This window comes from Lentzea albidocapillata (assembly GCF_000719115.1).
Classification (GTDB): domain Bacteria; phylum Actinomycetota; class Actinomycetes; order Mycobacteriales; family Pseudonocardiaceae; genus Lentzea; species Lentzea albidocapillata.
Genome location: NZ_JOEA01000008.1, coordinates 258090 through 283950, shown reverse-complemented (window position 1 = coordinate 283950; position 25861 = coordinate 258090). Strand labels below are relative to the sequence as shown.

Sequence of the window (25861 nt, the reverse complement as noted above, 5' to 3'; positions counted from 1 at the left end):
CACGGGACGCTCACAGGCCGACCGGTACGGTGGGCGCCGTGTTGGACGCCCTTCTGGCCACGATCCCGAGTCCCGACCGCGGTGTTTGGTACCTCGGTCCGGTCCCCATCAGGGCCTATGCACTGTGCATCATCGCCGGCATCGTCACCGCGATCTGGTGGGGTGAGCGCCGCTGGGTCGCACGCGGCGGTATAAAGGGCGAGGTCACGGACATCGCCGTGTGGGCGGTGCCGTTCGGCCTCGTCGGCGGTCGGCTGTACCACGTCATCACCGACAACGATAAGTACTTCGGGCCGGGCAAGAACCCGCTCAAGGCGCTGGAGATCTGGAACGGTGGCCTCGGCATCTGGGGTGCCATCGCGCTCGGTGCCGTCGGTGCCTGGATCGCGTGCCGCCGCAGGGGCATTCCGCTGCCCGCGATGGCGGATGCGCTCGCGCCCGGCATCGTGGTCGCGCAGGGCATCGGGCGGCTCGGCAACTACTTCAACCAGGAGCTCTACGGCGGCGACACGACGCTGCCGTGGGGGCTGGAGATCTACCGCCGCGTCACGCCGGACAAGCGCGAGGACCTGCTCGCCGGTGTCGCGACCGACCACACGCCGATCCAGATCGTGCACCCGACGTTCCTCTACGAGCTGCTGTGGTGCCTCGGTGTGGCGCTGCTGATCGTGTGGGCGGACCGGAAGTTCCGGCTGGGCCACGGACGGGTCTTCGCGCTCTACGTCGCGGGCTACACGGCCGGCCGGTTCTGGATCGAGCTCATGCGCACCGACGAGGCGACGCTGGTCTTCGGCACGCGCGTGAACGTGTTCGTGTCGGCGATCGTGTTCATCGGAGCGGTCGCGTACTTCATCATCGCCAAGTCCCGCGGTGAGCGTGAGGACGTCGCCGCGTTGCGCAGCACCGACGGAGATCCCGTGGCGGAAACGGCGGAAGCGACCGAAGCGGAAGCCGTGGAGGACAAGAGCGTCGCCGCGGACAGCGAGGACGACGCCGCCGAGAAGGACAGCAAGAACTCCCCGGAATCCGTCAAACCGGAGTGATCTGTGCGCGTGCTCGTCGTCGAGGATGACGACCGGGTGGCCCGAGGCCTGCTGACCGCGCTGCGGCACGCGGGCTACGAGGTGCATCGGGTGGCCACGGCCGCCGACGCGCTGCGTGCCGCGCCCGCCGACGTGGTGCTGCTCGACCTCGGCCTGCCCGACGGCGACGGCCTGGACGTGCTGCGCGAGTTGCGGCACCGGCCGGGCACCGCCGTCATCACGGTGACCGCGCGCGGTGAGGAACGTGAACGCGTGCTCGGCCTGCGGGCCGGGGCCGACGACTACGTGGTGAAGCCGTTCGGCACGTCCGAGCTCCTCGCCCGGATCGAGGCCGTCCTCAGGAGGACGCGCACGCACCGTGCGGAGCCGGAAACCGAGGGGCCGATCCAGATCGGTCCACTGCGGATCATCGCCTCGACGCGGGTCGCGACATTGGACGGTGAGCCGCTCTCGCTGACGCGCAAGGAGTTCGACCTCCTCGCGCTCCTCGCGACCCGCAAGGGCGAGGTGGTGAGCCGCGACTTCATCGTGGACCAGGTGTGGCAGGCACACTGGGAGGCGCCGTCGCGGACCCTCGACACGCACATCGCGGCGTTGCGCGGCAAGCTCGGCGGCCACGTCAAGATCGAGACGGTCAGGGGAGTGGGTTACCGGCTCGTCGCGTGACGAGTGTCCGAGAGACATCCACAGGCCGTTGCGGAACAATCACAACCGATGCTCCGCCGACTGCTCGTCATCACAGTTCCGCTGCTCGTCGCCCTGGTCGCGGCGCTCGGCATCCCCTTGGCGTCCGCAGTCGTGCAGCGTGAGACCCAGACGACCTACCTCGACCGCCTCAGCGACGCGAGCAGGTTCGCCGCGCTCGGCGAGAGCGCGTTGCAGTCGGACCGGCTGGAGGCCCTGAGCCAGGAGATCCAGCGCTACGACAACCTCTACGACATCCCGGTCGCGCTGGTCAGCGCCGACAAGCGGATCCTGCTGGCATCACGGCAGGGGTTCGATCCCAGCAGCGACGGCGAGGTCACGAAGTCGCTGAACACGGCGCTGAACGGCGGCGTGCGGCCCGAGCCCGAGTACACGGGCTGGCCGTGGCGCACCGGGCCGATGGTCGTCGTCGAGCCGGTCGGGCGGGACAGTGAGGTGGTGGCCGCGGTCGTCACCATCTCGCAGACGCGGGGCCTGCGGACCGAGGTGCTGCGGCAGTGGGGGCTGATGGCGCTGGCCGGGCTCGCGCCGATGCTGGCCGTGGTCGCCGCCGCCTGGCCCATGTCGCGGTGGGTGCTCAGGCCGGTCGGCAGGCTCGACGAGGCCACCGCCGCCGTGGCCGCGGGCAACCTGGACGTGCGGGCGGACGAGGTCGGCGGGCCGCAGGAGCTCCGAAGGCTCGCGCGCAGCTTCAACACCATGGTCGACGTCGTCGGCAAAGCCCTGAACAGGCAGAAGGCGTTCGTGGCCGACGCGTCGCACCAGCTGCGGAACCCGCTGGCGAGTCTCCGGCTCGCCGTGGACAACCTCGAACCGCACGTGGACGGCGAACTCGCGCGGGAAGCGCACCAGATCGCGGTCGAGGAGGCCGAGGAGATGGGGCGCGTGCTCGACACACTGCTCGCCGCGACCCGGCTCGACAGCGCGCGGCAGACCGAGCCTGTCGAGATCGACCAGCTGCTCACGACGCACCGGGCGGCCTGGCAGGCGCTCGCGAGCCGGTCCGGTGTCACGCTGAAGATCGACGTGCCGGCGGGCCTCACCATGCAGGAACCGCCCGGCGGCCTTGGCAGCGTGCTCGACGAGCTCGTCAGCAACGCCATCCGGCTCGCCAACGCCACCGAGATCACGATCATCGGCAAGCACGGTGAGCTGCACGTCGTCGACAACGGCGACGGCCTGAGCGCCGAGGAACGCGAGCTCGCGCTGCAGCGGTTCTGGCGCGCGACCAAGCACCAGAACATCGCGGGCACCGGGATGGGGCTCGCGATCTGCGCCGAGCTGATCGAGTCGGCCGGCGGCACGCTCACCCTGCACGACGCGGACCCGGGACTGGACGTGAAGGTCGCTCTCAGCGCTTCACGGAACGGAACCAGCGCATAGCGCCGTCGTGCAGCGGAACGAGGCCGGTCGCGATGCCGGTGCGGACGTTGATCCGCGACGCCTCCGGGTGGCCCTCCACGATCCGCGCGGTCTCGGTGAACACCGTGCGCGCCACGACCTCCACGACGTCCGCGCTCAGTGACTCGCGCGCCAGCAACAGGTTCGGCACCGCGAACGTCTGGTTCGCCGGCACGTCCTCGTAGGTGGTGCTGGGGATCGTCGCCGGGATGTAGGGGCCCTTGTACTTCTCGGCGAGCTTGACCGCCTCCAGCGGGATGTTGACCAGCCGCACGTTGCCCTGCAGATCGGTGATCGCGGGCGTCGGGATGCCGGTCAGCGCCAGCATCGCGTCCAGTGACCCGTTCGCGACGCGCCGGGACGCCTCGGCGTGCGCCATGCGTTCGTCCATTGCGGACAGGCCGAAGAACTCCAGCATCCGCTCGGCGGTGAACTCCGTGCCGGAACCGATGGGGCCCAACGAGATCCGCTTGCCGGCGAGATCGCCGAAGGTGTGGATCGGCGACCCCGCCGGGACCGCGATCTGCATGAAGCTGTCGTAGAGCCGGCCGACCGCGCGGACGCTCTGCGGGACGTCGATGGGGTCCAAAGAGGACAGCGCGAGCTGGGCTTCACCTGATCGCAACAACTGCAGGTTCTCGACCGATGCAGCGGTCGGGATCGCGGTGACCTTCGTACCGGGCAACTGCTCCGCCAGCGCGGCCGCCAGAGCCCCTCCGACCTCGCGGAACACCGCGCCCTCGGGGCCGGTCGCGAGCACCAGTTCAGCGGGCGCCTCGACCCTGCGCGGGGTACACCCGGCGAGAGCCAGTCCGGCCCCTAGCAGAAGCGTGCGACGGCTGAGCGACACCGATGAAGCCTAGCTGTTACGTCAGGGCTGTCTGAAGTTTCCTCTGGTCTGCTTGTCGGGCCTGGTGGCGCGGCTCACTCTCTCTCCCAACACGTAGTTCAAGGAGGAACAGTGGCCACCACGACCACAGGGCGCAAACCGATCTACAAGCACCTCTACTTCTGGGTGCTGGTCTCCATCGTGCTGGGCGCTGCCGTCGGCTTCCTGTTCCCCAAACAGGCGTCCGAGATGAAGTGGCTCGCCGACCTGTTCGTGAACCTCGTGAAGGTCGTCATCGCGCCGACCATCTTCGCGACGATCATCGTGGGCATCGCGGGCCTCGGCAACCTCGCCAAGGCGGGCGGCCTCGCACTCCGCACGATCCTCTACTTCACCGCGATGACCGCGCTAGCGCTGGCGATCGGCCTGCTCGTGGTCAACATCGTGCAGCCGGGTCACCACGGAAATGAGATCGCGCTGAACGAGGCGGCGGCCCAGGACACGCTGAAGTCCGCGACCACCGCCGAAACCGGCGTCACCGGCTTCATCCTGAGCCTGGTGCCCAAGTCGTTCGTCAGCGCGTTCACGGACGGGCAGCTGATCCAGGTCCTCGTCATCGCGATCCTCGTCGCCGTCGCCGTGGCGGGCATGGGCGAGCGTGGTGCCAAGGTCGTGTCCGCGATGGACACCCTCGCCAAGGTCATGTTCGGCATCATCAAGATCGTCATGTACGCGGCTCCGATCGGCGCGTTCGGGGGCATTGCCTACACGGTCGGCAAGTTCGGCGGCGGCATCCTCGGCAAGCTGCTGTGGCTGATGGGTTCCTTCTACGCCACCTGCATCCTGTTCGTCATCGTCGTGCTCGGCGTCGTGGCGCGGATCGCGGGTTTCAGCCTGTTGAAGTTCCTGCGCTACATCAAGGACGAGATCCTCATCGTGCTCGGCACCTCGTCCAGCGAGTCGGTGCTGCCGCGCATGATGATCAAGCTGGAGGCGGCGGGCGCCCAGAAATCGGTCGTCGGCCTCACCATCCCGACCGGTTACTCGTTCAACCTCGACGGCACCTGCATCTACCTGACCATGGGTGCGATCTTCATCGCCCAGGCCACCGGCCACGACGTGTCGATCGGTGTCCAGATCGGCCTGCTGCTGTTCATGCTGATCGCGTCGAAGGGCGCGGCAGGCGTCACCGGCGCCGGCCTCGTCACCCTGGCCGCCTCGCTGCAGGCCTTCGAGGCGCACTCGGCCATTCCGGCGGTCGGCATCGCGTTGATCGTCGGCATCGACCGCTTCATGTCCGAGGCCCGCGCCATCACCAACCTGATCGGCAACGGTGTCGGTTCCCTGGTCGTCGCCGCCTGGCAGAAGGCCCTCGACAAGGAACGCCTGAACGAGGTGCTCGACAACCCGGACCTGGTCGACGTGGACGACCTGCTGGAGAAGGAGCACGCGGAGTCCGGCAAGGAGCCGGTCGCGGCTCACTGAGGCGTCCGTGGCTGGAGGCGACTCTTCCCGCCTCCAGCCACGAGACCTCGGTCTCGTTTGGTGGGGAACAATCCCGATCTGCCGGAATGGACGGTGCGCAGGCGATCGGGTCCCGGCGACGTGAGCGTCCGCTAACTGGGACGGCAGGCGGCTGACCAGCCAGAACGTCTCGGTACCCAGCTCATCCACTGGCAAACCGGGAATGTCACGCAACTCTCATCGCGCTGGCCGAAGTTGAACGTTCGGTTACGCTTACCCGGCTGTAACGAACGCCGACGTTGGACGCAATGTCGTTCTCCAGCCGGGAATCGTTACAGTTCCATGACCTAGATCACCCATTGGCGGGTGTTCCTGGGTTTCGCGGCTGTTAAAGTCGCGTCAACACGCGGGCCATCGTCGTCCCGTGCTCCCACCTGTTGGTTCGAGGTCTGAGCACGAGGACTTTGTTCTTTAGCGAGGACGACGAAGGAGGTCTGCGAAGTGATCTTCTCCGCCATCCCCGGCCCCCAGGGTCTTTACGACCCGGCTGATGAGCGCGACGCGTGCGGCGTCGCCATGGTGGCCGACATCCAGGGCAGGCGTTCGCACGGCATCGTGAGTGATGCCTTGACGGCGCTGGCGAACCTGGAGCACCGAGGCGCCGCCGGCGCCGAGCCCACGTCGGGCGACGGTGCTGGCATTCTTTTGCAGCTGCCGGACGAGTTCCTGCGTGCTGTGGTCGAGTTCGAGCTCCCGGAACGCGACCGGTACGCGGCGGGAATCGCTTTCCTGCCGTTTGAGTCCGAAGAACGCGCCGACGCGATGCAGGAGATCGAGCGCATCGCCGAGGAGGAGAACCTCGTCGTTCTCGGCTGGCGCGACGTCCCGGTCGACCCGGAGAAGGCGAACGTCGGCCCGACCGCGATGTCGGTGGCGCCGCACTTCGCGCAGCTCTTCGTGAAGGGCACGCGCGACGAGGCCGGGATCGCGCTGGACCGCCTGGCCTTCTGCCTGCGCAAGCGGGTCGAGCACGAGGGCAGCGTCTACTTCCCTTCCCTGTCGGCACGCACGATCGTCTACAAGGGAATGCTGACGACCGAGCAGCTGCCGGCGTTCTTCCCCGACCTGCACGACGAGCGCCTCTACTCGGCGATCGCGTTGGTGCACAGTCGTTTCTCCACGAACACCTTCCCCTCGTGGCCGCTCGCGCACCCGTTCCGGTTCGTCGCGCACAACGGTGAGATCAACACCGTCCGCGGCAACCGCAACCGCATGCGCGCCCGCGAGGCGTTGCTGGACAGCGAACTCATCCCGGGCGACCTCGCCCGGCTGTTCCCGATCTGCAACCCGGACGGCTCGGACTCGGCGTCGTTCGACGAGGTGCTGGAGCTGCTGCACCTCGGTGGCCGCAGCCTTCCGCACGCGGTGCTGATGATGATCCCGGAGGCGTGGGAGAACCACGCCACCATGGACCCGAAGCGCCGCGCGTTCTACCAGTTCCACGCGTCGCTGATGGAGCCGTGGGACGGCCCGGCCTGTGTCACGTTCACCGACGGCGAGCTCGTCGGCGCGGTGCTTGACCGCAACGGCCTGCGCCCCGCCCGCTGGTGGCAGACCGCCGACGGCCGCGTCGTGCTGGCCTCCGAGACCGGTGTGCTCGACGTGCCGGCCGACCAGGTCGTCGCGAAGGGCCGCCTGCAGCCGGGCCGCATGTTCCTCGTGGACACCACGCAGGGCCGCATCATCGACGACGACGAGTTCAAGTCGTCGCTGGCCTCGGATTCGCCCTACGACGAGTGGCTGCACGCCGGCCTGCTCGACCTCGCCGACCTGTCGGACCGCGAGCACGTGGTGCAGAGCCACGAGTCCGTCGTGCGCCGCCAGCTCACCTTCGGCTACACCGAGGAGGAGCTGCGGATCCTGCTCACGCCCATGTCGATCATGGGCATGGAGCCGCTGGCCTCGATGGGCACGGACACCCCGGTCGCGGCGCTCAGCCAGCGCTCCCGGCTGCTCTACGACTACTTCGTGCAGAACTTCGCGCAGGTCACGAACCCGCCGCTGGACGCGATCCGCGAAGAGATCGTCACGTCCGTCAAGCGTGTGATGGGCCCCGAGCAGAACCTGCTCGACCCCGGTCCCGTCTCGTGCCGCCACGTGACGCTCGACTACCCGGTCATCGACAACGACGAGCTCGCCAAGCTCATCCACATCAACGACGACGGCGACCTGCCGGGCTTCGCCTGCACCGTCCTCTCCGGACTGTACGAGGTGGACGGTGGCGGTGAGGCTCTCGCCGCCGCGATCGAGCGCGTGCGTCGCGAGGCGTCGGAGGCCATCGCGAACGGCGCTCGGACGCTGGTGCTGTCCGACCGCGACTCGGACCACCGCATGGCGCCGATCCCGTCGCTGCTGCTCGTCTCCTCGGTGCACCACCACCTGGTGCGCACCAAGGAACGCCTGCGCGTCGCGCTCGTCGTCGAGTCCGGTGACTGCCGCGAGGTCCACCACGTCGCCGCGCTGCTGAGCTACGGCGCCGCCGCGGTGAACCCGTACCTCGCGTTCGAGACGATCGAGGACCTGATCAACCAGGGCGCCATCACCGGCGTGCGCGCGCACAAGGCCGTGCGCAACTACGTCAAGGCGCTCGTCAAGGGCGTCCTGAAGATCATGTCGAAGATGGGCATCTCGACCGTCGGCGCCTACACCGCGGCGCAGATCTTCGAGGCGGTCGGCCTGTCGAACGACCTGCTGGACGAGTACTTCACCGGCACGCAGTCGAAGCTCGGCGGTGCCGGCCTGGAGGTGCTCGCCGAGGAGGTGGCGCTGCGCCACCGCCGCGCGTACCCGGACAACCCGACCGACCGCGCGCACCGCAGGCTCGATGTCGGCGGCGAGTACTCGTACCGCCGCGAGGGCGAGCTGCACCTGTTCACGCCGGAGACGGTGTTCCTGTTGCAGCACGCCACGAAGACGCGCAAGGAGGACGTCTTCCGCCAGTACACGGCGGAGGTCGAGCGCATCTCCCGGCAGGGCGGCACGTTGCGCGGGCTGTTCAAGTTCCGCAACGAGGGCCGCACGCCGATCCCGATCGACGAGGTCGAGCCCGTCAGCTCGATCGTCAAGCGCTTCAACACCGGCGCCATGTCGTACGGCTCGATCTCGGCCGAGGCGCACGAAACCCTTGCCATCGCGATGAACCGCCTCGGCGGGCGGTCCAACAGCGGTGAGGGTGGCGAGGACCGCGAGCGCCTGTACGACCCGGAGCGTCGTTCCGCGGTCAAGCAGGTCGCGAGTGGACGGTTCGGCGTCACGAGCGAGTACCTCGTGAACGCCACGGACATCCAGATCAAGATGGCGCAGGGCGCGAAGCCCGGCGAGGGTGGCCAGCTGCCCGGCTTCAAGGTCTACCCGTGGATCGCGCGCACCCGGCACTCCACGCCGGGTGTCGGCCTGATCTCGCCGCCGCCGCACCACGACATCTACTCGATCGAGGATCTGGCGCAACTCATCCACGATCTGAAGAACGCGAACGAGCAGGCACGGGTTCACGTGAAGCTCGTCTCGTCGATCGGCGTGGGCACGGTCGCGGCGGGTGTCGCCAAGGCGCACGCGGACGTCGTGCTGATCTCCGGCTACGACGGCGGCACCGGCGCTTCGCCGATGAACTCGCTGAAGCACGCCGGAACGCCCTGGGAGATCGGCCTTGCCGAGACCCAGCAGACGTTGCTGCTCAACGGCTTGCGCGACCGCATCACCGTTCAGGTCGACGGCGCGATGCGCACCGGCCGGGACGTCGTGGTCGCGGCTTTGCTCGGTGCCGAGGAGTTCGGTTTCGCCACGGCGCCGCTGATCGTCGCGGGCTGCGTGATGATGCGCGTCTGCCACCTGGACACGTGCCCGGTCGGCGTCGCCACGCAGAACCCCGACCTGCGCGCCCGCTACACCGGCCAGGCCGACCACGTCGTGAACTTCTTCGAGTTCATCGCGCAGGAGGCCCGCGAGATCCTCGCCGAGCTGGGCTTCCGCACGATCGACGAGGCCGTCGGTCACGCGGAGCTGCTCGACAAGGACGAGGCGATCGAGCACTGGAAGACCGCGGGCCTGAACCTGGCCCCGGTCTTCGAGGTGCCGCAGACCCCGTACCCGACGGCGAAGCGCAAGGTCCGCGACCAGGACCACGGCCTCGACAAGGCCCTGGACCGCACGCTGATCCAGCTCGCCGAGGCGGCGCTGGAGGACGCGCACCAGGTCACCCTGGAACTGCCCGTTCGCAACGTCAACCGCACGGTCGGCACGCTGCTCGGCGCCGAGGTCACCCGCCGCTTCGGCGGCGAGGGCCTGGAGGACGACACGATCCGGGTCAAGCTGACCGGGTCGGCCGGCCAGTCGCTCGGCGCGTTCCTGCCGCGGGGCATCACGCTGGAGATGGTCGGCGACGCGAACGACTACGTCGGCAAGGGCCTGTCCGGCGGGCGGATCATCGTCCGGCCACACGACGACGCGCCGTTCCGCGCCGAGGACCAGGTGATCGCGGGCAACGTGATCGGCTACGGCGCCACGTCCGGTGAGATCTTCCTGCGCGGCCGGGTCGGTGAACGCTTCTGCGTCCGCAACTCCGGCGCGTTGCTGGTGGCGGAGGGCGTGGGCGACCACGCGTTCGAATACATGACCGGTGGCCGGGCCGTGGTGCTCGGGCCGACCGGGCGCAACGTCGCGGCCGGCATGTCCGGCGGCATCGCGTACGTGCTCGACCTGGATCCCCTGTCGGTGAACCAGGAGATGGTGAATCTGCAGCGCCTCAGCGCCGAGGACCTGCGTTGGCTCAAGGACGCCGTCACCAAGCACCACAAGGCGACCGGCTCCGCCGTCGCCGCGTCGCTGCTCGGTGACTGGACCCGCCGGGCCGGTGCGTTCACGAAGGTCATGCCCGGTGACTACCAGCGCGTTCTCGAGGCCATGCGCCTCGCCCGCGCCGAGGGCCGGGACGTTGACGCGGCTGTCATGGAGGCGTCTCGTGGCTGATCCACAGGGATTCATGAAGTACACCCGGTCCGACGCGCCGAAGCGTCCGAAGCCGGATCGACTGCAGGACTGGAACGAGGTCTACCTCCGCGAGGAGCCCCCCGAGCGCAACGCCGCCGTGCGCACGCAGGCGACGCGGTGCATGGACTGCGGCATTCCCTTCTGCCACAGCGGAACCGCGGGCTGTCCACTCGGGAACCTGATCCCCGAGTGGAACGACCTGGTGCGCCGTGGCGACTGGGAGCTCGCCTCGGACCGCTTGCACGCCACCAACAACTTCCCGGAGTTCACGGGTCGTCTGTGCCCGGCACCGTGTGAGGCCGCCTGTGTGCTGGCGATCTCGCACGACGCCGGTGGTGCCGTCGCGATCAAGCGGGTCGAGGAGACCATCGCGGACGTGTCCTGGGAGAACGGCTACGTGCAGCCGGCCCAGGCGACGGTGTCCTCCGGCAAGCGCGTCGCGATCGTCGGTTCCGGCCCCGCCGGACTCGCCGCCGCGCAGCAGCTGACCCGCGCGGGCCACGAGGTCGTGGTGTACGAACGGGACGATCGGCTCGGTGGCCTGCTGCGGTACGGCATCCCCGAGTTCAAGATGGAGAAGAAGATCCTCGACCGGCGCCTGTCGCAGCTTCGCCGCGAGGGCACCAAGTTCGTCACCGGCTGCGAGGTCGGCGTCGACATCACCGTCGAGGAGCTGCGAGCCCAGTTCGACTCGGTCGTACTCGCCGTGGGTGCGTTGCGGGGCCGTGACGACAAGACGACTCCGGGGCGTGAGCTCAAGGGCGTGCACCTCGCGATGGACCACCTGGTCCCCGCGAACCGCGCCGTCGAAGGCGACGGCCCGTCCGCGTACTCGGCCGAGGGCAAGCACGTCATCGTCATCGGTGGTGGCGACACGGGCGCCGACTGCTACGGCACCGCGACCCGCGAGGGCGCGCTGTCCGTGACGCAGCTCGACCAGTACCCGGTGCCGCCGTCGGTCCGCGACGACGACCGTTCGCCGTGGCCGGTGTGGCCGCACATCCTGCGCACGTACCCCGCGCACGAGGAGGCCGGCGAACGCCGCTTCACCGTGGCGGTCAAGCGTTTCGTGGGCGACGACGACGGCCACGTGCGTTTCATCGAGCTGCAGCAGGTACGCGTCGAGAAGGACTCGTCCGGCCGCCGCAGGGTGGTGCCGCTGACCGACGAGATCGAGGTCCTGCCCGCCGACATGGTGCTGCTGGCGATCGGCTTCGAGGGCGTCCAGCACATGCGGTTGCTCGACGAGCTGGGCATCTCACTGACGCAGCGCGGCACGATCTCGTGCGGCTCCGACTGGCAGACGACCGCGCCCGGCGTGTTCGTCTGCGGGGACGCCCACCGCGGCGCTTCCCTCGTGGTGTGGGCGATCGCGGAGGGGCGGTCCGTGGCGAACGCCGTGGACAGTTTCCTCACGGGTTCCTCGAACCTGCCTTCGCCGGTCATCCCGAACCAGCTTCCGCTCGCTGTGGTCTGACAACGGCGTCCGACCACCGGAGAGCAGCATGACGCCCCGCGCGACAACGACGTCGCGTGGGGCGTTCGCCTTTCTCTGGGGGCAGTGCCCGCAGGCGCGCGAACAAGCCGCCAGGCGACACCTCTCCGAACTTCCAGGAAACTTTTCGTGATCGCCACATTCTGCGCCGCGTGGCTGGTGAAAACCCTCGCTACGACGGTCTCCTTTGGCATTCGGTCACCGATTGTGCAGATCTGACAGGGATCGGTGGCCGATCGTCCACTAAATGGCACATTCGCAACGCGCGAGGATCACTCTGCGCATACGTACGTTTCCGTGAACCAGAAGCCCTTTCGGGTGAAATTTGTGTGTGATGCGGGCGAAGTCAGTCTCGTATATCGCGAAGGTTGTCCACTTTGGGCGAAACTGGTAGCTGTAGAGCAACGTGGTCAGGGGGTGTAAGCATGCGCAGCGTTCTTCTCGCTGTCATCGTCGCCCTGTGCGCCGTGCTGACCCCGGCCGTGTCCACTGTGTCGGTCGGCGCCCCGCCGCCGAAGTCGAAGACCTCTGTCCCCAAGGAAGAAGCTCCGCGCGAGGAGCGCGAGACGAGCCGCCTGCGTCTGCTGGTCACGTCCGTCGACCGGTCGTCCAACGTGGCCGCGCCGTCCTTCTTCACGGTATTCACGCCGCGCGCCGTTCCCGGTGTTCTCACGCTCGTGTCCAACGCCGAACCAATAGTGGTCTGGCGAACACCCCCTGCGCTGCAGGTGTTCCGAAACTGATCGGTCCCCACTCCCCGATCTAACCGAAACACTTCCTTAGCAGTGAGGGATTCCCATGGACTTCCATCGCTTTGTTCAGCATGCCCGCGCACACGCCGCATCGCGTTCCCGTGCGCTCGGCCGCAAGCTCGCCGCAGGTCAGCAACCCACCACGATGTTCATCACGTGTGCCGATTCGCGCATCGTGACGGCCGCGATCACGGGTGCCGAGCCCGGTTCGTTGTTCGAACTCCGGACCGCGGGCAACGTGATCCCGCCCTATTCGCTGGCCGCGCCCACCAGTGAGATGGCCACGATCGAGTTCGCCGTCCTGCAACTCGGCGTCAGCGAGATCGTCGTCTGCGGCCACTCGCACTGCGGTGCGGTCGGCGCGTTGCACGGCGGCGGCATCGACCACCTGCCTGCCATGCGCGGCTGGCTGCGTCCCGGACAGCTGCACGAGTCGTCCGATCCGGCGATGCGCGCGGAAGGACAGGACCACGTGCGCACCCAGCTGGACGTCCTGCTGGCGTACCCGTTCGTGGCCGACAAGGTCGCCTCGGGCGAGCTGCGCGTCCACGGCTGGTTCTACGACATCGAGACCGGCCAGGTCTCCGCGTGTGCCGAGCACGCTTTCCTTCCGCTGTAGGGGTTTCGACGTGATGAAGAAGTACTGGACCGATCTCGGCGCATCGGTCGTCGTGTTCCTCGTGGCGCTGCCGCTGTGCGTGGGCGTGGCGGTGGCGTCCGGGGTGCCGGCCGAACTCGGCATCGTGACCGGCGTGGTCGGCGGCATCGTCGTCGGCCTGCTGCCGGGCAGCACGATGCAGGTGAGCGGACCGGCCGCCGGTTTGACGGTGTTGGTGGCGGATGCCGTCTCCCGGCACGGGATCGGGGCGCTGGGCGTGATCGTGCTCGGCGCCGGCCTGTTGCAGGTGGCGCTGGGCTTAGCCAGGTGCGGGCGCTGGTTCCGCGCGATCTCCCCGTCCGTGGTGCAGGGCATGCTCGCGGGCATCGGGCTGGTGCTGATCTTCGGTCAGCTCAGGCACCTGGTCGTGTCGCCGATCGCGCTGGCGCTCGGCGTGCTCACCGTGCTGATCATGCTGCTGTGGCAGCGAAGCCCGATGCGCGTCGTACCGGGCGTCCTGGTCGGCGTGGTCGTCTGCACCGGGCTGGCGGCGACGTTCGCTTCGCCGGTCGACCGGATCAACGTCGGCACGTTGTCGACGGACGTGCACCTGCCCGACTTCTCGTTGCTGAACACCGGGATCATCGGCACGGCAGTCGTGTTCGCCCTTGTCGCGTCCGCCGAGTCGATGTTCAGCGCCGCCGCCGTCGACCGCATGCACGACGGGCCGCGCACGCGCTACAACAAGGAACTGGTCGCGCAGGGCGTGGGCAACACGCTCTGTGGCCTGCTCGGCGCGTTGCCCATGACGGCCGTGATCGTGCGCAGCGCGGCCAACGTGTCGGCCGGGGCGCGCACTCGTGTGTCACGGGTGCTGCACGGCGTGTGGCTGCTGTTGTTCGTGGTGCTGCTGCCGGGGTTGCTGACGCTCATCCCGATCGCCGTGCTGGCTGCGGTTCTGGTGCATGCTGGGTGGAAGCTGCTGGGGCTGCGTGAGGTGGTCTCGTTGTGGCGCACGGACAAGGCCGAGGGCTTCATCTTCGTCCTGACCGCCGGGCTCATCGTGGGCACCGACCTGCTCACCGGCACCGTCGCGGGCCTGCTGGCCGCGGTCGTCAAGACGGCGTGGGACATGTCCAGGCTGTCCGTCGTCGTGACGCCGGAGGGCGTGGCGTTGCGCGGCAACGCGACGTTCCTGCGGTTGCCCGCGCTGCTGGACGAGCTCGACCGCGTGGACCGGGAGCACGTCCGGATGGATCTGAGCGGGGTCCGGCACCTCGACCAGGCCTGCGGGCAGGCGATCGACCAGTGGGTGGACCAGTCCCGGCGGGCGGGCAGGACCGTGGACCTGGTCGGCAGGTAGGCGAAAGGTGCCGCGACCGCGGGGTGGCGGCACCTTTCCGCGATCGCTGCGGACGGGAAACTCGTCGGGAAGAGCTGATGAACACTGGGCCGTTCGGGTGTACCGGGCTAACGGCCCTGTGGGAGATGTCGACCCTGCAGATGAACCAGTAGGGGGCGACACATGACCAGCGCAGGCTTCGACGCGAAGTTTCTCGGCACCACCGCCGGGATCCCCGTCCTCACCGAGCCGGGAGCGGCCGACGCGGTCGAGCTCGACGGCTCGACCACGATCGACTACACGCACTTCTCGCTCGCGATGAGCAAGTCCCGCAAGTTCGCGAGCTGGGTCGCGTGGAACATCGACGGCGGTGAGATGAAGGCGCTGAGCCGCAGCAACATCCCGTTCGTCAAGGACAAGCGCATTCCGGCCGAGTTCCAGACCGGCGACGAGCTCTACCGGGACAACCGGCTCGACCGCGGCCACCTCGCCCGCCGCGCCGACCTGTGCTGGGGGCCGAAGACCGAGGCGCAGAAGGCGAACAGGGACTCGTTCTTCTTCACGAACATCACGCCGCAGATGGACGACTTCAACCAGAGCACCAAGGAAGGCCTTTGGGGCCGGCTCGAGGACGCGGTGCTCGCGGACGTCGACGTCGACAACCTCAAGGTCAGCGTCTACGGCGGCCCGGTCTTCAACGCCGACGACAGGGTGTTCCGCAGCGTCGCGATCCCGCGCGAGTTCTACAAGGCGATCGCGTTCGTGGTGGACGGCGAGCTGCGCTGCAGCGCGTTCCTGCTCACCCAGAACATCATCCTGGCCGAAGCCCTCGACCTGGACGAGTTCCGGGTGTTCCAGGTGTCGCTGACCGAGCTGGAGAAGCGCGTGAGCCTCACCTTCCCGGCCGAGCTGCACGCCGCCGACACCGCGTCGGTGCAGCTGCTGGACGAGACCGAGCGCAAGCCGCTGAACAGCCTCGCCGACATCAGGTGGTGATGATCAGCCCGGGCATGGCCTGACGCAGTTCTTCCAGGCGCGGCAACGACTCCGGCTGGTGCAGCACCAGGTGCTCCAATGCCGGCAGCGCGCGCAGGTCGTCCGCCGCCGGCAGCCCGAACACCTCCAGCGTCGTGATGGTCGGCCACCGCTCCAGCCCCGCCAGCGGGTAGGGCGGGCGGTGGTCGATCGCCAGCTCGCGCAACGCGGGCAACGCCGGTAGCGCGTCCAGCCCCTCGTCGGTGGCCGAGTCGCGGATCTGCAGCCGCCGCAGCGCACCGCCCTCCAGCGACGCCAGATCGACCCGGCTGAAGTGCAGGTGCAGCTCGTCCAGGTCCTTCACCGGCGCCAGGTCGATCCGGCCGAGTGGACGGCACCGGCTCAGGTGCAGCTCCTTCAGGGACCGCGACAGGCCCAGCGGCGAGAGGTCGCGCATGACCTCGTTCTGCCACAACTCCAGCCGGTGCAGCGAGGGCATGGCACCCAACGGGTCGAGCGGGTTGATGTTGCCGATGCACCGCACGTACCGCAGCTTCTCCAGGTGCATGATGAACTGGATCCGGTGCCAGCCGCGGACGTCCACCCGCCGGTCGCCGAAATCCACTTTGGACAGCACGGACCTGGCGTACTTCTCCGCGTCCGGCGTGTTCCGCCACGCCCGCAGCAACTCGTCGATGACCATCGCGTGATCGACGGCCACGAACTCCGCGATCCGCTCCCACGCGCCCTCGCCGCCGATGTTGGCCAGCGTCCGCACGATGTACGCGGCTTCTTCGGATGCCTCGGGTCCTGGCAGGAGATCGACCACGAACGACCCGGCCTCGGACAACGCGTCGGCGTGCGCGAAGCTCTTCGGCGGGATCAGCGAGGAGGCCGCGGCCGTCACCTGCGCCCGCGCGCTCTCCGGTTCGATCACGTCGGCCTGGTCGAGGCACGCCAGCGCGAGCAGCCGCAGCTTGTCCCGGCCGCGCTCGTCCTTGCGCGTGTCGTCGTTGCCCGCCAGCAGGTCCATCAGCACGCGGGCTCGTTCACGCGGACGGGCGTGCGCGACCGCCATCACCACGACGTCGTGCCACTCGTCCAGATGTGCCCTGTCCACCAGCAGGTTCAGGTCACCGGCGTCCACGACCTCCTTGGCCGCCAGGTAGTCCCGGAATGTCCGGTGCACGAACTGCACGCGCTCCGAGGCCACCTCCCGCAGCAGCCCGGCCCGTTCGAGCAGCCGCTGCATCGCCTCGTCCGGGTCGATGTCGTGCGACCGCAGCCCGCGCATCGCGTTCCCGAGCCGGTGCACGGCCTCCTCGCGCGGCACCATCAACTCCCGGTTGCGCACCAGCGAGTACGCGAACCGTTGTAGCAGAACGAGTTGCTCCTCCTTGGAGAACGACGGCAGCGCGAGCCCGCGGTCCTCGTCCCACCGCACCAGCAGCAGGTCCAGCGCGGCCTCGTACAGCGATCGCCGATCGCGTGGCAGGTGCATGTTCCGGTCCTGGTGCAACGCGCACAACAGCCCCGCCAGCAACGGACTCGACGCCAGCCGCCGCAGGTCAGGCCGTTTCACCAGCGTCGCCACCAGCCGCGCCTCGCACTCGGTCAGCCACACCCGCGCGTCCCGCGTCAGCCCCGGCTCGTCGCTGGCGGCGGTGTGCCAGGCCTCCACGAAGTCGCGCACGCCCTTGTCGCTCAACGGCAACAGGTCGAACGCGGCGAAGTCCAGGTCCTCCAGCCAGTCCTCCGGCACCGCGGCCGGCCGGGTCGTGATCGCGTACCGGGCCTGCGGATAGGCGTTGACCAGCTTCTCCAGCCACCGCCTTGCCTCGGCCCGCCGTTCCCACACCAGCTCGTCCACGCCGTCGACCAGAACGAGCGCGCGCCCCTCCTTCAGCCGCGCGGTGACCCACCCGGACGGCTTCTCCTCCTCGATCATCGAGGCCGTCGGCGAGATGAACTCCTCCGGCTTCGGCAGCGTCGTGTACTGCCGCAACGGCACGAAGAACGGCACCAGCCCGAGCCACTCGTTGCCCGAGGTCCGCGTCTCGCCCAGGGCGTTCATCGCGAGCCAGCGCAGGAACGTCGTCTTGCCCGCGCCCGCACCGCCCCGGATCAGCACCCGGGACGTGTCCGCGAGCGCCGCCGCCACCGGCAGCCCGGCCCCGGTCAGCTCGTCGGTGTCACCGACCCGCGCCACCGCCAGCGACACGTACGAGGTGTCGAACGACTGCCGCCGCGGCGCCCGGCCACGCGACACCCCGAACAGCTCCAGCCCGCTCAGCGCGTGCGTGACCTGCTCGGCATAACGGTCCTCGAAGTCCCGGTGCGACGCCGTGAGCGCCAGTTGCTGCTGGTCCGCGAGCCGTGCCACGGCATCCGCGGTCGCCCTGCCCATCCGGAACATCTCGACCGCGAGCCGCCGCGCGTACTCCGGCTGCGACCACACCAGCTCCACGACCGCCACGCACACCCGCAGCAGCAACGCGTCGTAGACCGCCGTCGCCTGGTCGGACAGGCCCGCCGCCCGCCGGATCGTCGCGGACTTCGCCATCACGTGGGCGCGCAACGACTCGGGCGTGAGCATGACCCGCAGCGCCTCTTCGGGACGCAACGGCAGCGCCGCCTCGATGGACTCCCGCACCGCGTCCACCGCGGCCCGCCACTCGTGTTCCTCGACGGTGCTCAGCTCACCGCGCGCGAGCTCGGCGCTGACCCGTTCGACCAGCGGTCCCGGCCTGGTCAGCTCGCGCCGGCGCTTCTTGTCCTTGGCGCCCTTGTGCACGATGTCGAAGAGACCGAGCAGCACGCGCTCCAGCACGGTCTCGAGCACCATCAGCAGTCCGGCGGAAAACGGGTCGGCCACAGTTCCAGTATCAGCACGTGATCACCGGACCCGAGGAGACTTCACCAGCTGTTCATTCCGGCAGCGCGACCTTGCGGACGTGCCCGATGTCGAACTCCCGGCTCGTGCCGTCCTCGCAGTCCGCGCTCAGCACACCCTCGAGGTGCTTGGTCGGCACGATCACGTGCGTCTCGGTCCGGCGCGGCCCGCTCGCGTACTTGATCTCGACGCGGCTCCCGTCGACCAGCGCCGACGACAGCAGCACCACCTCTTCGTCGTGCAGGAAGACGTTCTGGTCGCGCAGCGTCCGCGCCGCGTTGGCCCGCGGGGTGCCCCGCCCCGCGCTCGGCCGTTCCTGCTCGACCAGCCGGACCGCGAGCTGGGTCAGCTCCAGGTCGTTCATCTCGGTGCGCCACCACCGCTCCTGGCGGCGCTCGCCACGAGCCGGTGCCCGCCGCCGTTCGACGGTCTCCACAACGGACTTCTCGCCCGCGTCCAGCCCGGTCGGCGCGTACCCGCACCGGCGTAACGCCGCGAGCGTCTCGGCCATCGGCCGGTCCGACGCCAGCACCGTCGGCGCGAGGAACCGCAGCTTCAGCGACCCGAGCCGCTTCGACTTCACGATCTCCTGCAGCAGCAGGGGATCCGAAGCCCGCACACAGCTCGCCACGTCCGTGACCGTGAGCTGCCCGTGCCGCCGTGCCACGTCGTGCACCTGGTACTCGATCACCTGCGGCAGCGCGGCCTCCGACACGGCTTTCAGCCGCGCGAGCACCTCGTCGGCCGACAGGCCCGAGTCCAGCGCACGCCGCACCGAGCCGGCGGACAGCCGCCACACCCGTGCCGCGTCGTTGTCCTCCAGGTCCGCCACCAGGTTCAGCGTCGCGCTCAGCTCCGGCGACGGCAGCCCGTTCACGACCGCGGTCATGTCCGTCTGGAACGCGGCCTTCTCCGTCGCCGGCGGCATCAACGCATCGGCCGCGCTGTCGACGTCACCGTCGTGCAGCACCGCCACCCCCAACGGCGTGAGCGCTCCACCGGCCACCAGGCCCAGCGACTCCATCTCACCGATCACCGCCGCCGTCGCCCGCGGATCGTGCACGGCGGGGCGTTCCCAGGTCAGGTCCTCGACCAGTTCACTGGTGTTCGTGAAGGCCTCGTGCGCCGAGAACCGCTCCAGCGCACCGCTCCGCAGCGCCAGCCCGGCGGCACCGGTGTAGTCCCGCAACGCCGCCCGCGCCAGGTCCGGCTCCGGCCGCCAGTCCATCCGCCGCCACGCCGCGACCAGCGCCGAGAGCCGCGGCCCCGGCTGCGAGCCGAGCCACGCGTCACCCTGCTTGGTGGGTAGCAGCCGCGACCGTTCCACCCCGAGCAGCTGGGCCTCGGCCGCGAGTTCCAGCCACAGCCGCAGCACACTGTCCGTGACCCGCAGGGCCCTGGCGACCCGCCGGATCTCGACGGTCGCGACGCCGCCGGTGTAGCGGGCGTCGAACGTGTCCTGCTCGCAGTGCGCCAGCAGCCGTGCCACTCCGTCCACAGTGGACATCGCGGCGACGATCGGCGAGATCTCGGACGCCCTGCGCCTGCCGGGGGCCTTCGGGCGCAACGTCAGCTGCTCCTGCGCCGCGCCGTTCGCCCGCACCGAGTTCACCGCGATCAGCCGCGGTCCTTCGGGCCAGGCCAGCGCGCGTTGCTTCAGCTCACCGAACGCCCGCTCGAAGTCACCGGCCGAGCACCGCAGCTCGGCACACACCGTGTCGACCGTGCCGGTGTTGTTCTGCACCACGATCGCGCCGAGCACGTCGAGCGCGCCCTGGTCCAGCGTGTCCTCGGCGGCGTGCACCGAATCGGAGTCGGTCAGCTGCGTGGCCAGGTCCTTCAATGTCCGGATGTAGCGGTCGGCGACATCACGGCGGTGCACGAGTATCGCGGCCACCTCGTCCGGCTCGAGTCGGAGGAGCCAGGTCGCGAGCGCGTTGATGCGGCGGGGCATTCACCGGATTATGGCCTGATTGTGCGCCCTCAAACGAATTTTCACGCTCATGGGCGATCCGCCTAGGCTGACTCGGTGACGTTCGACGGTTTCGGCGAGTACGCCATTGACTTCTACGACGGCCTGGTCCTCGACAACTCGAAGGCGTACTGGGACGACAACAAGGAGACCTACCTGCGTGACGTGCGGGCCCCGATGGAGGCACTGCTGCTCGCGCTGGAGAAGGAGTTCGGTGAGGGCAAGATCTTCCGCCCGTACCGCGACGTGCGGTTCGCCAAGGACAAGACGCCGTACAAGGACCACTGCGGCGCCGTGATCGAGAAGGGCCGCGGCGGCGGCGCGTACTACGTGCAGCTCAGCCCCGAGGGCCTGATGACCGGCGGCGGCTCGTTCCACATGCAGTCCGACCAGCTCGCCCGCTACCGGGCCTCGGTCGACGCGCACGGCGTCCTGTTGCGCAAGATCGTCGACAGGCTGCTCGGGCAGGGCTGGCAGCTGGCCGGCGACGTGATGAAGTCGAAGCCGCGCGGGTTCGCCGACGATCACCCGCATCTCGACCTGCTCCGGCACCGGTCGATCTACGTGCGCAAAGTCTGGGAGCCGGACGACGTGCTGCACGAGCCGGGCTGCCTCGACCGGGTGCGCAAGTCGTGGAAGCAGCTCAAGGAGTTCAACGCGTGGTGCGAGGACCACGTCGGCGTGAGCGAACAGCCGAGGCGATAGCCCAGCCGAGGCCGATCCCGAGCACGTCCACCAGCGCGTCCAGCACGTCGCCACTGCGGTGCAGCGGCGTGATCACCTGCTGGAGCACCTCCGAAATGCCTGCGTAGGCCACCAGGGCGAGCAGAATGTGAGGAAGTTTCGCGTACAGGCCGGTGAACGCGAGCAGCGCGAAAAGCACCGTGTGGATCACCTTGTCCGTGCCGGGCGGGGCCGTCGGCACACCTGACTCGGGGGTGAACAACACGACGACGCTGAGCGACGCCGCGATCACGAACGGAAGTACTCGACCCATTGGCAGAACATTACCGAGGAGTAGTTCGGGATCGGTCCAGGAACGGGGTCTACTCTCTCTACACGTGAGTCGACGCGCAAAGATCGTCTGTACCCTCGGTCCCGCCACTGGCACGCCGGAAAAGGTCCGTGACCTGGTAGCGGCCGGTATGGACGTGGCCAGGATGAACTTCAGCCACGGCAGCCATGCCGACCACAAGCAGGTTTACGACATGGTCCGCGCGGCAGCCGACGAGTCCGGCCGCGCCGTGGGCATTCTCGCCGACCTCCAGGGCCCCAAGATCCGCCTCGGCCGTTTCGCCGCGGGTCCGGTGGACTGGAACAACGGCGACGTCGTCCGCATCACCGTCGAGGACGTCGAGGGCACGCACGACCGCGTGTCGACGACGTACAAGGAGCTCGCGAAGGACGCCAAGGTCGGCGACCGCATGCTCGTGGACGACGGCAAGGTCGCGCTCGTGGTAGTCGACGTCGAAGGTTCCGACGTCGTCTGCGAGGTGACCGAGGGCGGACCCGTCAGCAACAACAAGGGCCTCTCGCTGCCCGGCATGGACGTCTCGGTGCCGGCGCTGTCGGAGAAGGACATCGAGGACCTGGAGTTCGCGCTCTCGCTGGGCGTGGACTTCATCGCGCTGTCCTTCGTCCGCTCGCCCGCCGACATCGACCTGGTCCACCAGATCATGGACCGCTCGGGCAGCAAGCGTCTCCCGGTGATCGCGAAGATCGAGAAGCCGGAGGCCGTGGACAACCTCGAGGCCATCGTCCTCGCCTTCGACGGCGTCATGGTCGCCCGCGGTGACCTGGGCGTCGAGCTGCCGCTGGAGCACGTCCCGCTGGTGCAGAAGCGCGCGATCCAGATCGCCCGCGAGAACGCCAAGCCGGTCATCGTCGCGACCCAGATGCTCGACTCGATGATCACCAACTCCCGCCCGACCCGCGCCGAGACGTCCGACGTCGCGAACGCGGTGCTCGACGGCGCGGACGCCCTGATGCTGTCCGGTGAGACCTCGGTCGGCCGCTACGCCATCGAGTCCGTGCAGACCATGGGCCGCATCATCGAGGCCGTCGAGACCGAGTCGGTCGTCGTGCCGCCGCTGACCCACGTCCCGCGCACCAAGCGCGGCGTGATCTCGTACGCGGCCCGCGACATCGGCGAGCGCCTCAACGCGAAGGCCCTGGTCGCGTTCACGCAGTCCGGCGACACGGTCCGCCGTCTGGCCCGCCTGCACACGCACCTGCCGCTGCTGGCGTTCACGCCGGAGCCCTCGGTCCGCTCGCAGCTGTCGCTGACGTGGGGCACCGAGACGTTCCTGGTGCCCAGGGTGGAGTCCACCGACGAGATGGTCCGCCAGGTCGACGTGGCCATGATCGAAATCGGCCGTTACTCCGCCGGCGACCTCATGGTGGTCGTCGCCGGATCGCCTCCCGGCACCATCGGGTCCACCAACCTCATCCGGGTGCACCGCCTGGGCGAGGACGACCACGCGTAAGTGCTCCGGCTCTCAGCCTGGTACGTCGTGATGCCGGCCCCGCTCCCTCATACTGGTTGTGAGGGAGCGGGGCCGCTGCCTTGCTGAGATGCTGCTAGGGAGAGTTCTGCTGTGACTGAGGCCGCCCGTGCCGCTGCTACGAGCCCGTCGGGCCTGAGCGGACAATCCGCAGTGGACGACCTGGTCGCGTTGCTCGACCTGGAACGCATCGAGGAGAACATCTTCCGCGGTGTCTCGCCTGCGGAGTCGCCCCTGCGCGTGTTCGGCGGTCAGGTCGCGGGCCAGGCCCTGGTGGCCGCGGGCCGCACCGTCCCGGTGGAACGGCGGGTGCACTCGCTGCACTCGTACTTCATCAGGCCCGGCGACCCGCGCGTGCCGATCGTGTACGAGGTGGACCGCATCCGCGACGGCCGCTCGTTCACCACCCGCCGCGTCGTGGCGGTGCAGCACGGCAAGGCGATCTTCTCGCTCTCCGCGTCCTTCCAGTTGGAGGAGCAGGGCGTCGAGCACTCGTCGGACATGCCGGACGTGCCGGACCCCGAGTCGCTGCCGACGTGGACCGAGTCCGCCAAGAGCTACCCGCTGGTGAACCTGAAGTTCCCGCGCCCCATCGACGTCCGCTACGTGACCGAGCCACCGTGGGAGTCCCGTGAGGACGGTCCGGGCCAGGCCGCGTCACGGGTGTGGATGAAGGCCGACGGCAAGCTGCCGGACGACCCGATGCTGCAGCTCTGCGTCATGACCTACGCGTCGGACATGACGCTGCTGGACGGGGTCCTGGCGCGGCACGGCGTTTATTGGGGGCTGGACAAGGTTCTCGGTGCCTCTTTGGACCACGCGATGTGGTTCCACCGGGCGTTCCGTGCCGATGAGTGGTTGTTGTACGACACCACTTCGCCTTCGGCGTCCGGGAATCGCGGGCTGGCTACCGGGCGGTTCTTCACCCGGGACGGGCAGCTGGTGGCGACCGTGGTGCAGGAAGGGCTGATCCGGGTGATCAAGTCGTCCGGGGACGACGCGTAGGTCTTCCGATCCGACGCGGCAGCGTTTCCTACATGGTGAGCGTAAGAAACGCTGCGTCCTGATGTAGGATTTGCTGCATGGAGGCGATTCGTGCTCTTGAGCTGCTCGGTGTCTACACCGCAGGGCAGTGGGGCATGGTCACGACGAAGCAGGCTCTGAACAGCGGGATCGACGACGTCACGCTGCACCGGCTGAAGTCCGCCGGTCTTCTGGAATCCGTACGTCGTGGTGTGCACGCGGTGACATCCGCGGAAGCATCCAACGCGCGCTCGGAGCAGGCTGCCTGGCTCACGCTGCGTCCCGAAGTCGCAGGATGGACACGGCCCAAGCTCGACCCTGACGGTGGCGTCGTGTCCCATCAGTCCGCTGCGCGGCTCCACAACATCGGCGACCTGGTGAACTCGCAGGTCGAGATCACCACTCCGCGCAGGCGAACCACCCGGGATCCGGGTGTGCGGCTGCGCAGAGGGCAGCTGGCCGAAGCAGACGTGATGGTGCTCGACGGCCTGCCTGTCACCACCCCCCTGCGCACCATCTACGACCTGCTCGGGCAACACGCGGACGCGAGCCACGTGGGGACCATCGTTCGCCAGGCGGTCGAAGCCGGGCAGGTTCACCTCGATGAGCTCGCCGAGCGGATCCAGCCCCACGCGCGGTCGTACGGTGCCAAGCCTCCGACCGGTGTGGCGCTGCTCGAGCTGCTGCTCGCTCAGATCGGCCTGTCCGTCCAGGAACTGGCCACCAGGCCAGTTCCGGCGCTGGGCTGGCGCGATCTGCGAGGGCACTCCTGGGACGACCTCAAGACCATGAACGTCACCTGGGGGCAGCTCGCTGAGATGTCTCCGGAGACCCTGCAGCGTCTGCTGCAGATGACCGATCCGGGCCGTGCCGCAGAACAACCTGAAGAGACATGACCTCGAAGCAATCCAGTCCGCAGGCGTTCATGAGTTCGCTCAAGAGCCGTGCGGCCAACAGTTCACAGCTCACCGGAATTCCTACCGGCGAACTCATCGAGCGCTACTACCATCGTCGGCTGCTGGCCCGTGTGTTCCACTCGGATCGGGGCGGCTGGGTGCTCAAGGGCGGTCAAGCACTGCTGGTCCGCTGGCCGCGAGCCAGATATTCGACCGACGTCGATCTCCTGAGGGTGGGCGAGGACGCAACGGTGGACGGTGCGGTCGAAGCGCTGCTCGCGGCGGCATCGATCGGGTTGGACGACCATCTTGCGTTCGAGCACCACGACACATCTCGCGAAACGGCGGCCAACCGGCCGTCTCGCAAAGTGCGATTCAAGGTCATGTTTGGTCTTCGGCAACTGTCCACGGTCAGTGTCGACGTTGTCGCCGCCGAACTTCACCCCGTCGGACAGCTGACCGTCGAGCGGCTCGTGGCACCTTTCGTCATCGACTCCAGTCCGTGGCCGGAGATCCGCATGTGGCCGTTGGAGGATCACGTCGCCGACAAGATCGCGGCGATGTACGAACGGCATCGTGAACGGCTGGTGCCGTCGACCAGGTTCAAGGATCTCGTCGACCTGGTGCTGATCGCTTGCAATTCCACGCTGGACGGAGCGACAACTCATCGGGCGCTGCACGCAGAAGTCCGTCGTCGCAACTCGGCGGGCACGCACCTGGTTCTTCCCACCGAGTTCGCCGTGCCGGATCCCGCGTGGACGACCGGTTACAGGGCGGAAGCGGCCAAGACCAAGGAGCTTTCCGCTGAGCATCGGACTCTTGACGGTGTCACGCCCCTGGCCGACGCCTTCATCACTCCGCTGCTCCAGGAACAGCCACCGAGCGGGACGTGGCGGCTCGGCCGACTGCGCTGGGAGTGACGC

At 68.6% G+C, this 25861-nt stretch carries 19 protein-coding genes; 15 read left to right on the top strand and 4 right to left on the bottom strand.

Going from position 1 to position 25861, the window contains the following annotated elements; all coding sequences use genetic code 11:
- Nucleotides 1-29: 29 nt before the first annotated feature.
- The 3 genes from lgt to IG04_RS0113785 are packed head-to-tail and all read left to right on the top strand — an operon-like array spanning nt 30 to nt 3131.
- Complete coding sequence (gene lgt / locus IG04_RS0113795; protein WP_030477016.1) at nt 30-1043, top strand: prolipoprotein diacylglyceryl transferase; 1014 nt, start codon at nt 30-32, stop codon at nt 1041-1043.
- Between the two features lie 3 nt (nt 1044-1046).
- Nucleotides 1047-1709 carry a response regulator transcription factor gene (locus tag IG04_RS0113790; protein ID WP_030477015.1) on the top strand — a complete coding sequence of 221 codons (663 nt, stop codon included), beginning with the start codon at nt 1047-1049 and terminating at the stop codon, nt 1707-1709.
- 48 nt (nt 1710-1757) lie between these two features.
- Entirely contained in the window at nt 1758-3131 is a 1374-nt protein-coding gene (locus IG04_RS0113785; protein ID WP_030477014.1) for a sensor histidine kinase, read from the top strand.
- On the opposite strand, the gene IG04_RS0113780 is transcribed toward IG04_RS0113785, so the two are convergent.
- On the bottom strand, nt 3100-3999 hold the full coding sequence (locus IG04_RS0113780) for a TAXI family TRAP transporter solute-binding subunit (RefSeq protein WP_030477013.1): 900 nt from the start codon (nt 3997-3999) through the stop codon (nt 3100-3102). The genes IG04_RS0113785 and IG04_RS0113780 overlap by 32 nt on opposite strands.
- Before the next feature lie 111 nt (nt 4000-4110).
- On the opposite strand from IG04_RS0113780, the gene dctA reads away from it, so the two are divergent.
- From dctA to IG04_RS0113745, 7 genes are all read left to right on the top strand, one after another.
- On the top strand, nt 4111-5463 hold the full coding sequence (dctA, locus tag IG04_RS0113775; protein WP_030477012.1) for a C4-dicarboxylate transporter DctA: 1353 nt from the start codon (nt 4111-4113) through the stop codon (nt 5461-5463).
- Between the two features lie 480 nt (nt 5464-5943).
- On the top strand, nt 5944-10467 hold the full coding sequence (gene gltB, locus IG04_RS0113770; protein ID WP_030477011.1) for a glutamate synthase large subunit: 4524 nt from the start codon (nt 5944-5946) through the stop codon (nt 10465-10467).
- The gene (locus tag IG04_RS0113765) at nt 10460-11965 is read left to right on the top strand and encodes a glutamate synthase subunit beta (protein WP_030477010.1); all 1506 of its coding nucleotides are present in this window, start codon (nt 10460-10462) and stop codon (nt 11963-11965) included. The genes gltB and IG04_RS0113765 overlap by 8 nt, the downstream gene beginning before the upstream one ends.
- Nucleotides 11966-12408: 443 nt before the next feature.
- Nucleotides 12409-12726, top strand: a complete 318-nt coding sequence (locus IG04_RS0113760; RefSeq protein WP_030477009.1) for a hypothetical protein — start codon at nt 12409-12411, stop codon at nt 12724-12726.
- A 55-nt stretch (nt 12727-12781) separates the two neighbouring features.
- Nucleotides 12782-13354, top strand: coding sequence for a carbonic anhydrase (locus tag IG04_RS0113755; protein WP_030477008.1), 573 nt, complete (start codon nt 12782-12784; stop codon nt 13352-13354).
- 13 nt (nt 13355-13367) lie between these two features.
- On the top strand, nt 13368-14696 hold the full coding sequence (locus IG04_RS0113750) for a SulP family inorganic anion transporter (RefSeq protein ID WP_036014524.1): 1329 nt from the start codon (nt 13368-13370) through the stop codon (nt 14694-14696).
- 162 nt (nt 14697-14858) lie between these two features.
- Nucleotides 14859-15671, top strand: coding sequence for a DNA/RNA non-specific endonuclease (locus IG04_RS0113745; RefSeq protein WP_030477006.1), 813 nt, complete (start codon nt 14859-14861; stop codon nt 15669-15671).
- Here IG04_RS0113745 and IG04_RS0113740 read toward each other — a convergent pair.
- Together IG04_RS0113740 and IG04_RS0113735 are read right to left on the bottom strand one after the other, a co-directional pair.
- Nucleotides 15661-18525: an NACHT domain-containing protein gene (locus tag IG04_RS0113740; protein ID WP_030477005.1), complete on the bottom strand. Its 2865-nt coding sequence runs from the start codon at nt 18523-18525 to the stop codon at nt 15661-15663. The two genes, IG04_RS0113745 and IG04_RS0113740, sit on opposite strands and share 11 nt — an antisense overlap.
- Nucleotides 18526-18577: 52 nt before the next feature.
- Complete coding sequence (locus tag IG04_RS0113735; RefSeq protein ID WP_030477004.1) at nt 18578-20497, bottom strand: helicase-associated domain-containing protein; 1920 nt, start codon at nt 20495-20497, stop codon at nt 18578-18580.
- Between the two features lie 75 nt (nt 20498-20572).
- Here IG04_RS0113735 and IG04_RS0113730 point away from each other — a divergent pair, with 75 nt between their 5' ends.
- Nucleotides 20573-21220 (top strand): DUF2461 domain-containing protein, encoded by a 648-nt coding sequence (locus IG04_RS0113730; RefSeq protein WP_030477003.1) that lies wholly within the window; start codon nt 20573-20575, stop codon nt 21218-21220.
- Here IG04_RS0113730 and IG04_RS0113725 read toward each other — a convergent pair.
- A complete protein-coding gene (locus tag IG04_RS0113725; RefSeq protein WP_030477002.1) occupies nt 21168-21512 on the bottom strand; it encodes a VanZ family protein in 345 nt (114 codons plus the stop codon). The genes IG04_RS0113730 and IG04_RS0113725 overlap by 53 nt on opposite strands.
- Before the next feature lie 64 nt (nt 21513-21576).
- On the opposite strand from IG04_RS0113725, the gene pyk reads away from it, so the two are divergent.
- The 4 genes from pyk (at nt 21577) to IG04_RS0113705 (ending at nt 25858) form a co-directional block, all read left to right on the top strand.
- A complete protein-coding gene (pyk, locus tag IG04_RS0113720) occupies nt 21577-23001 on the top strand; it encodes a pyruvate kinase (protein WP_030477001.1) in 1425 nt (474 codons plus the stop codon).
- A gap of 111 nt (nt 23002-23112) precedes the next feature.
- Nucleotides 23113-24024, top strand: coding sequence for an acyl-CoA thioesterase II (tesB, locus tag IG04_RS0113715; protein ID WP_030477000.1), 912 nt, complete (start codon nt 23113-23115; stop codon nt 24022-24024).
- Between the two features lie 77 nt (nt 24025-24101).
- Entirely contained in the window at nt 24102-24938 is an 837-nt protein-coding gene (locus IG04_RS0113710) for a type IV toxin-antitoxin system AbiEi family antitoxin domain-containing protein (protein ID WP_063758263.1), read from the top strand.
- The gene (locus tag IG04_RS0113705; protein ID WP_030476998.1) at nt 24935-25858 is read left to right on the top strand and encodes a nucleotidyl transferase AbiEii/AbiGii toxin family protein; all 924 of its coding nucleotides are present in this window, start codon (nt 24935-24937) and stop codon (nt 25856-25858) included. The genes IG04_RS0113710 and IG04_RS0113705 overlap by 4 nt, the downstream gene beginning before the upstream one ends.
- Nucleotides 25859-25861 lie beyond the last annotated feature (3 nt).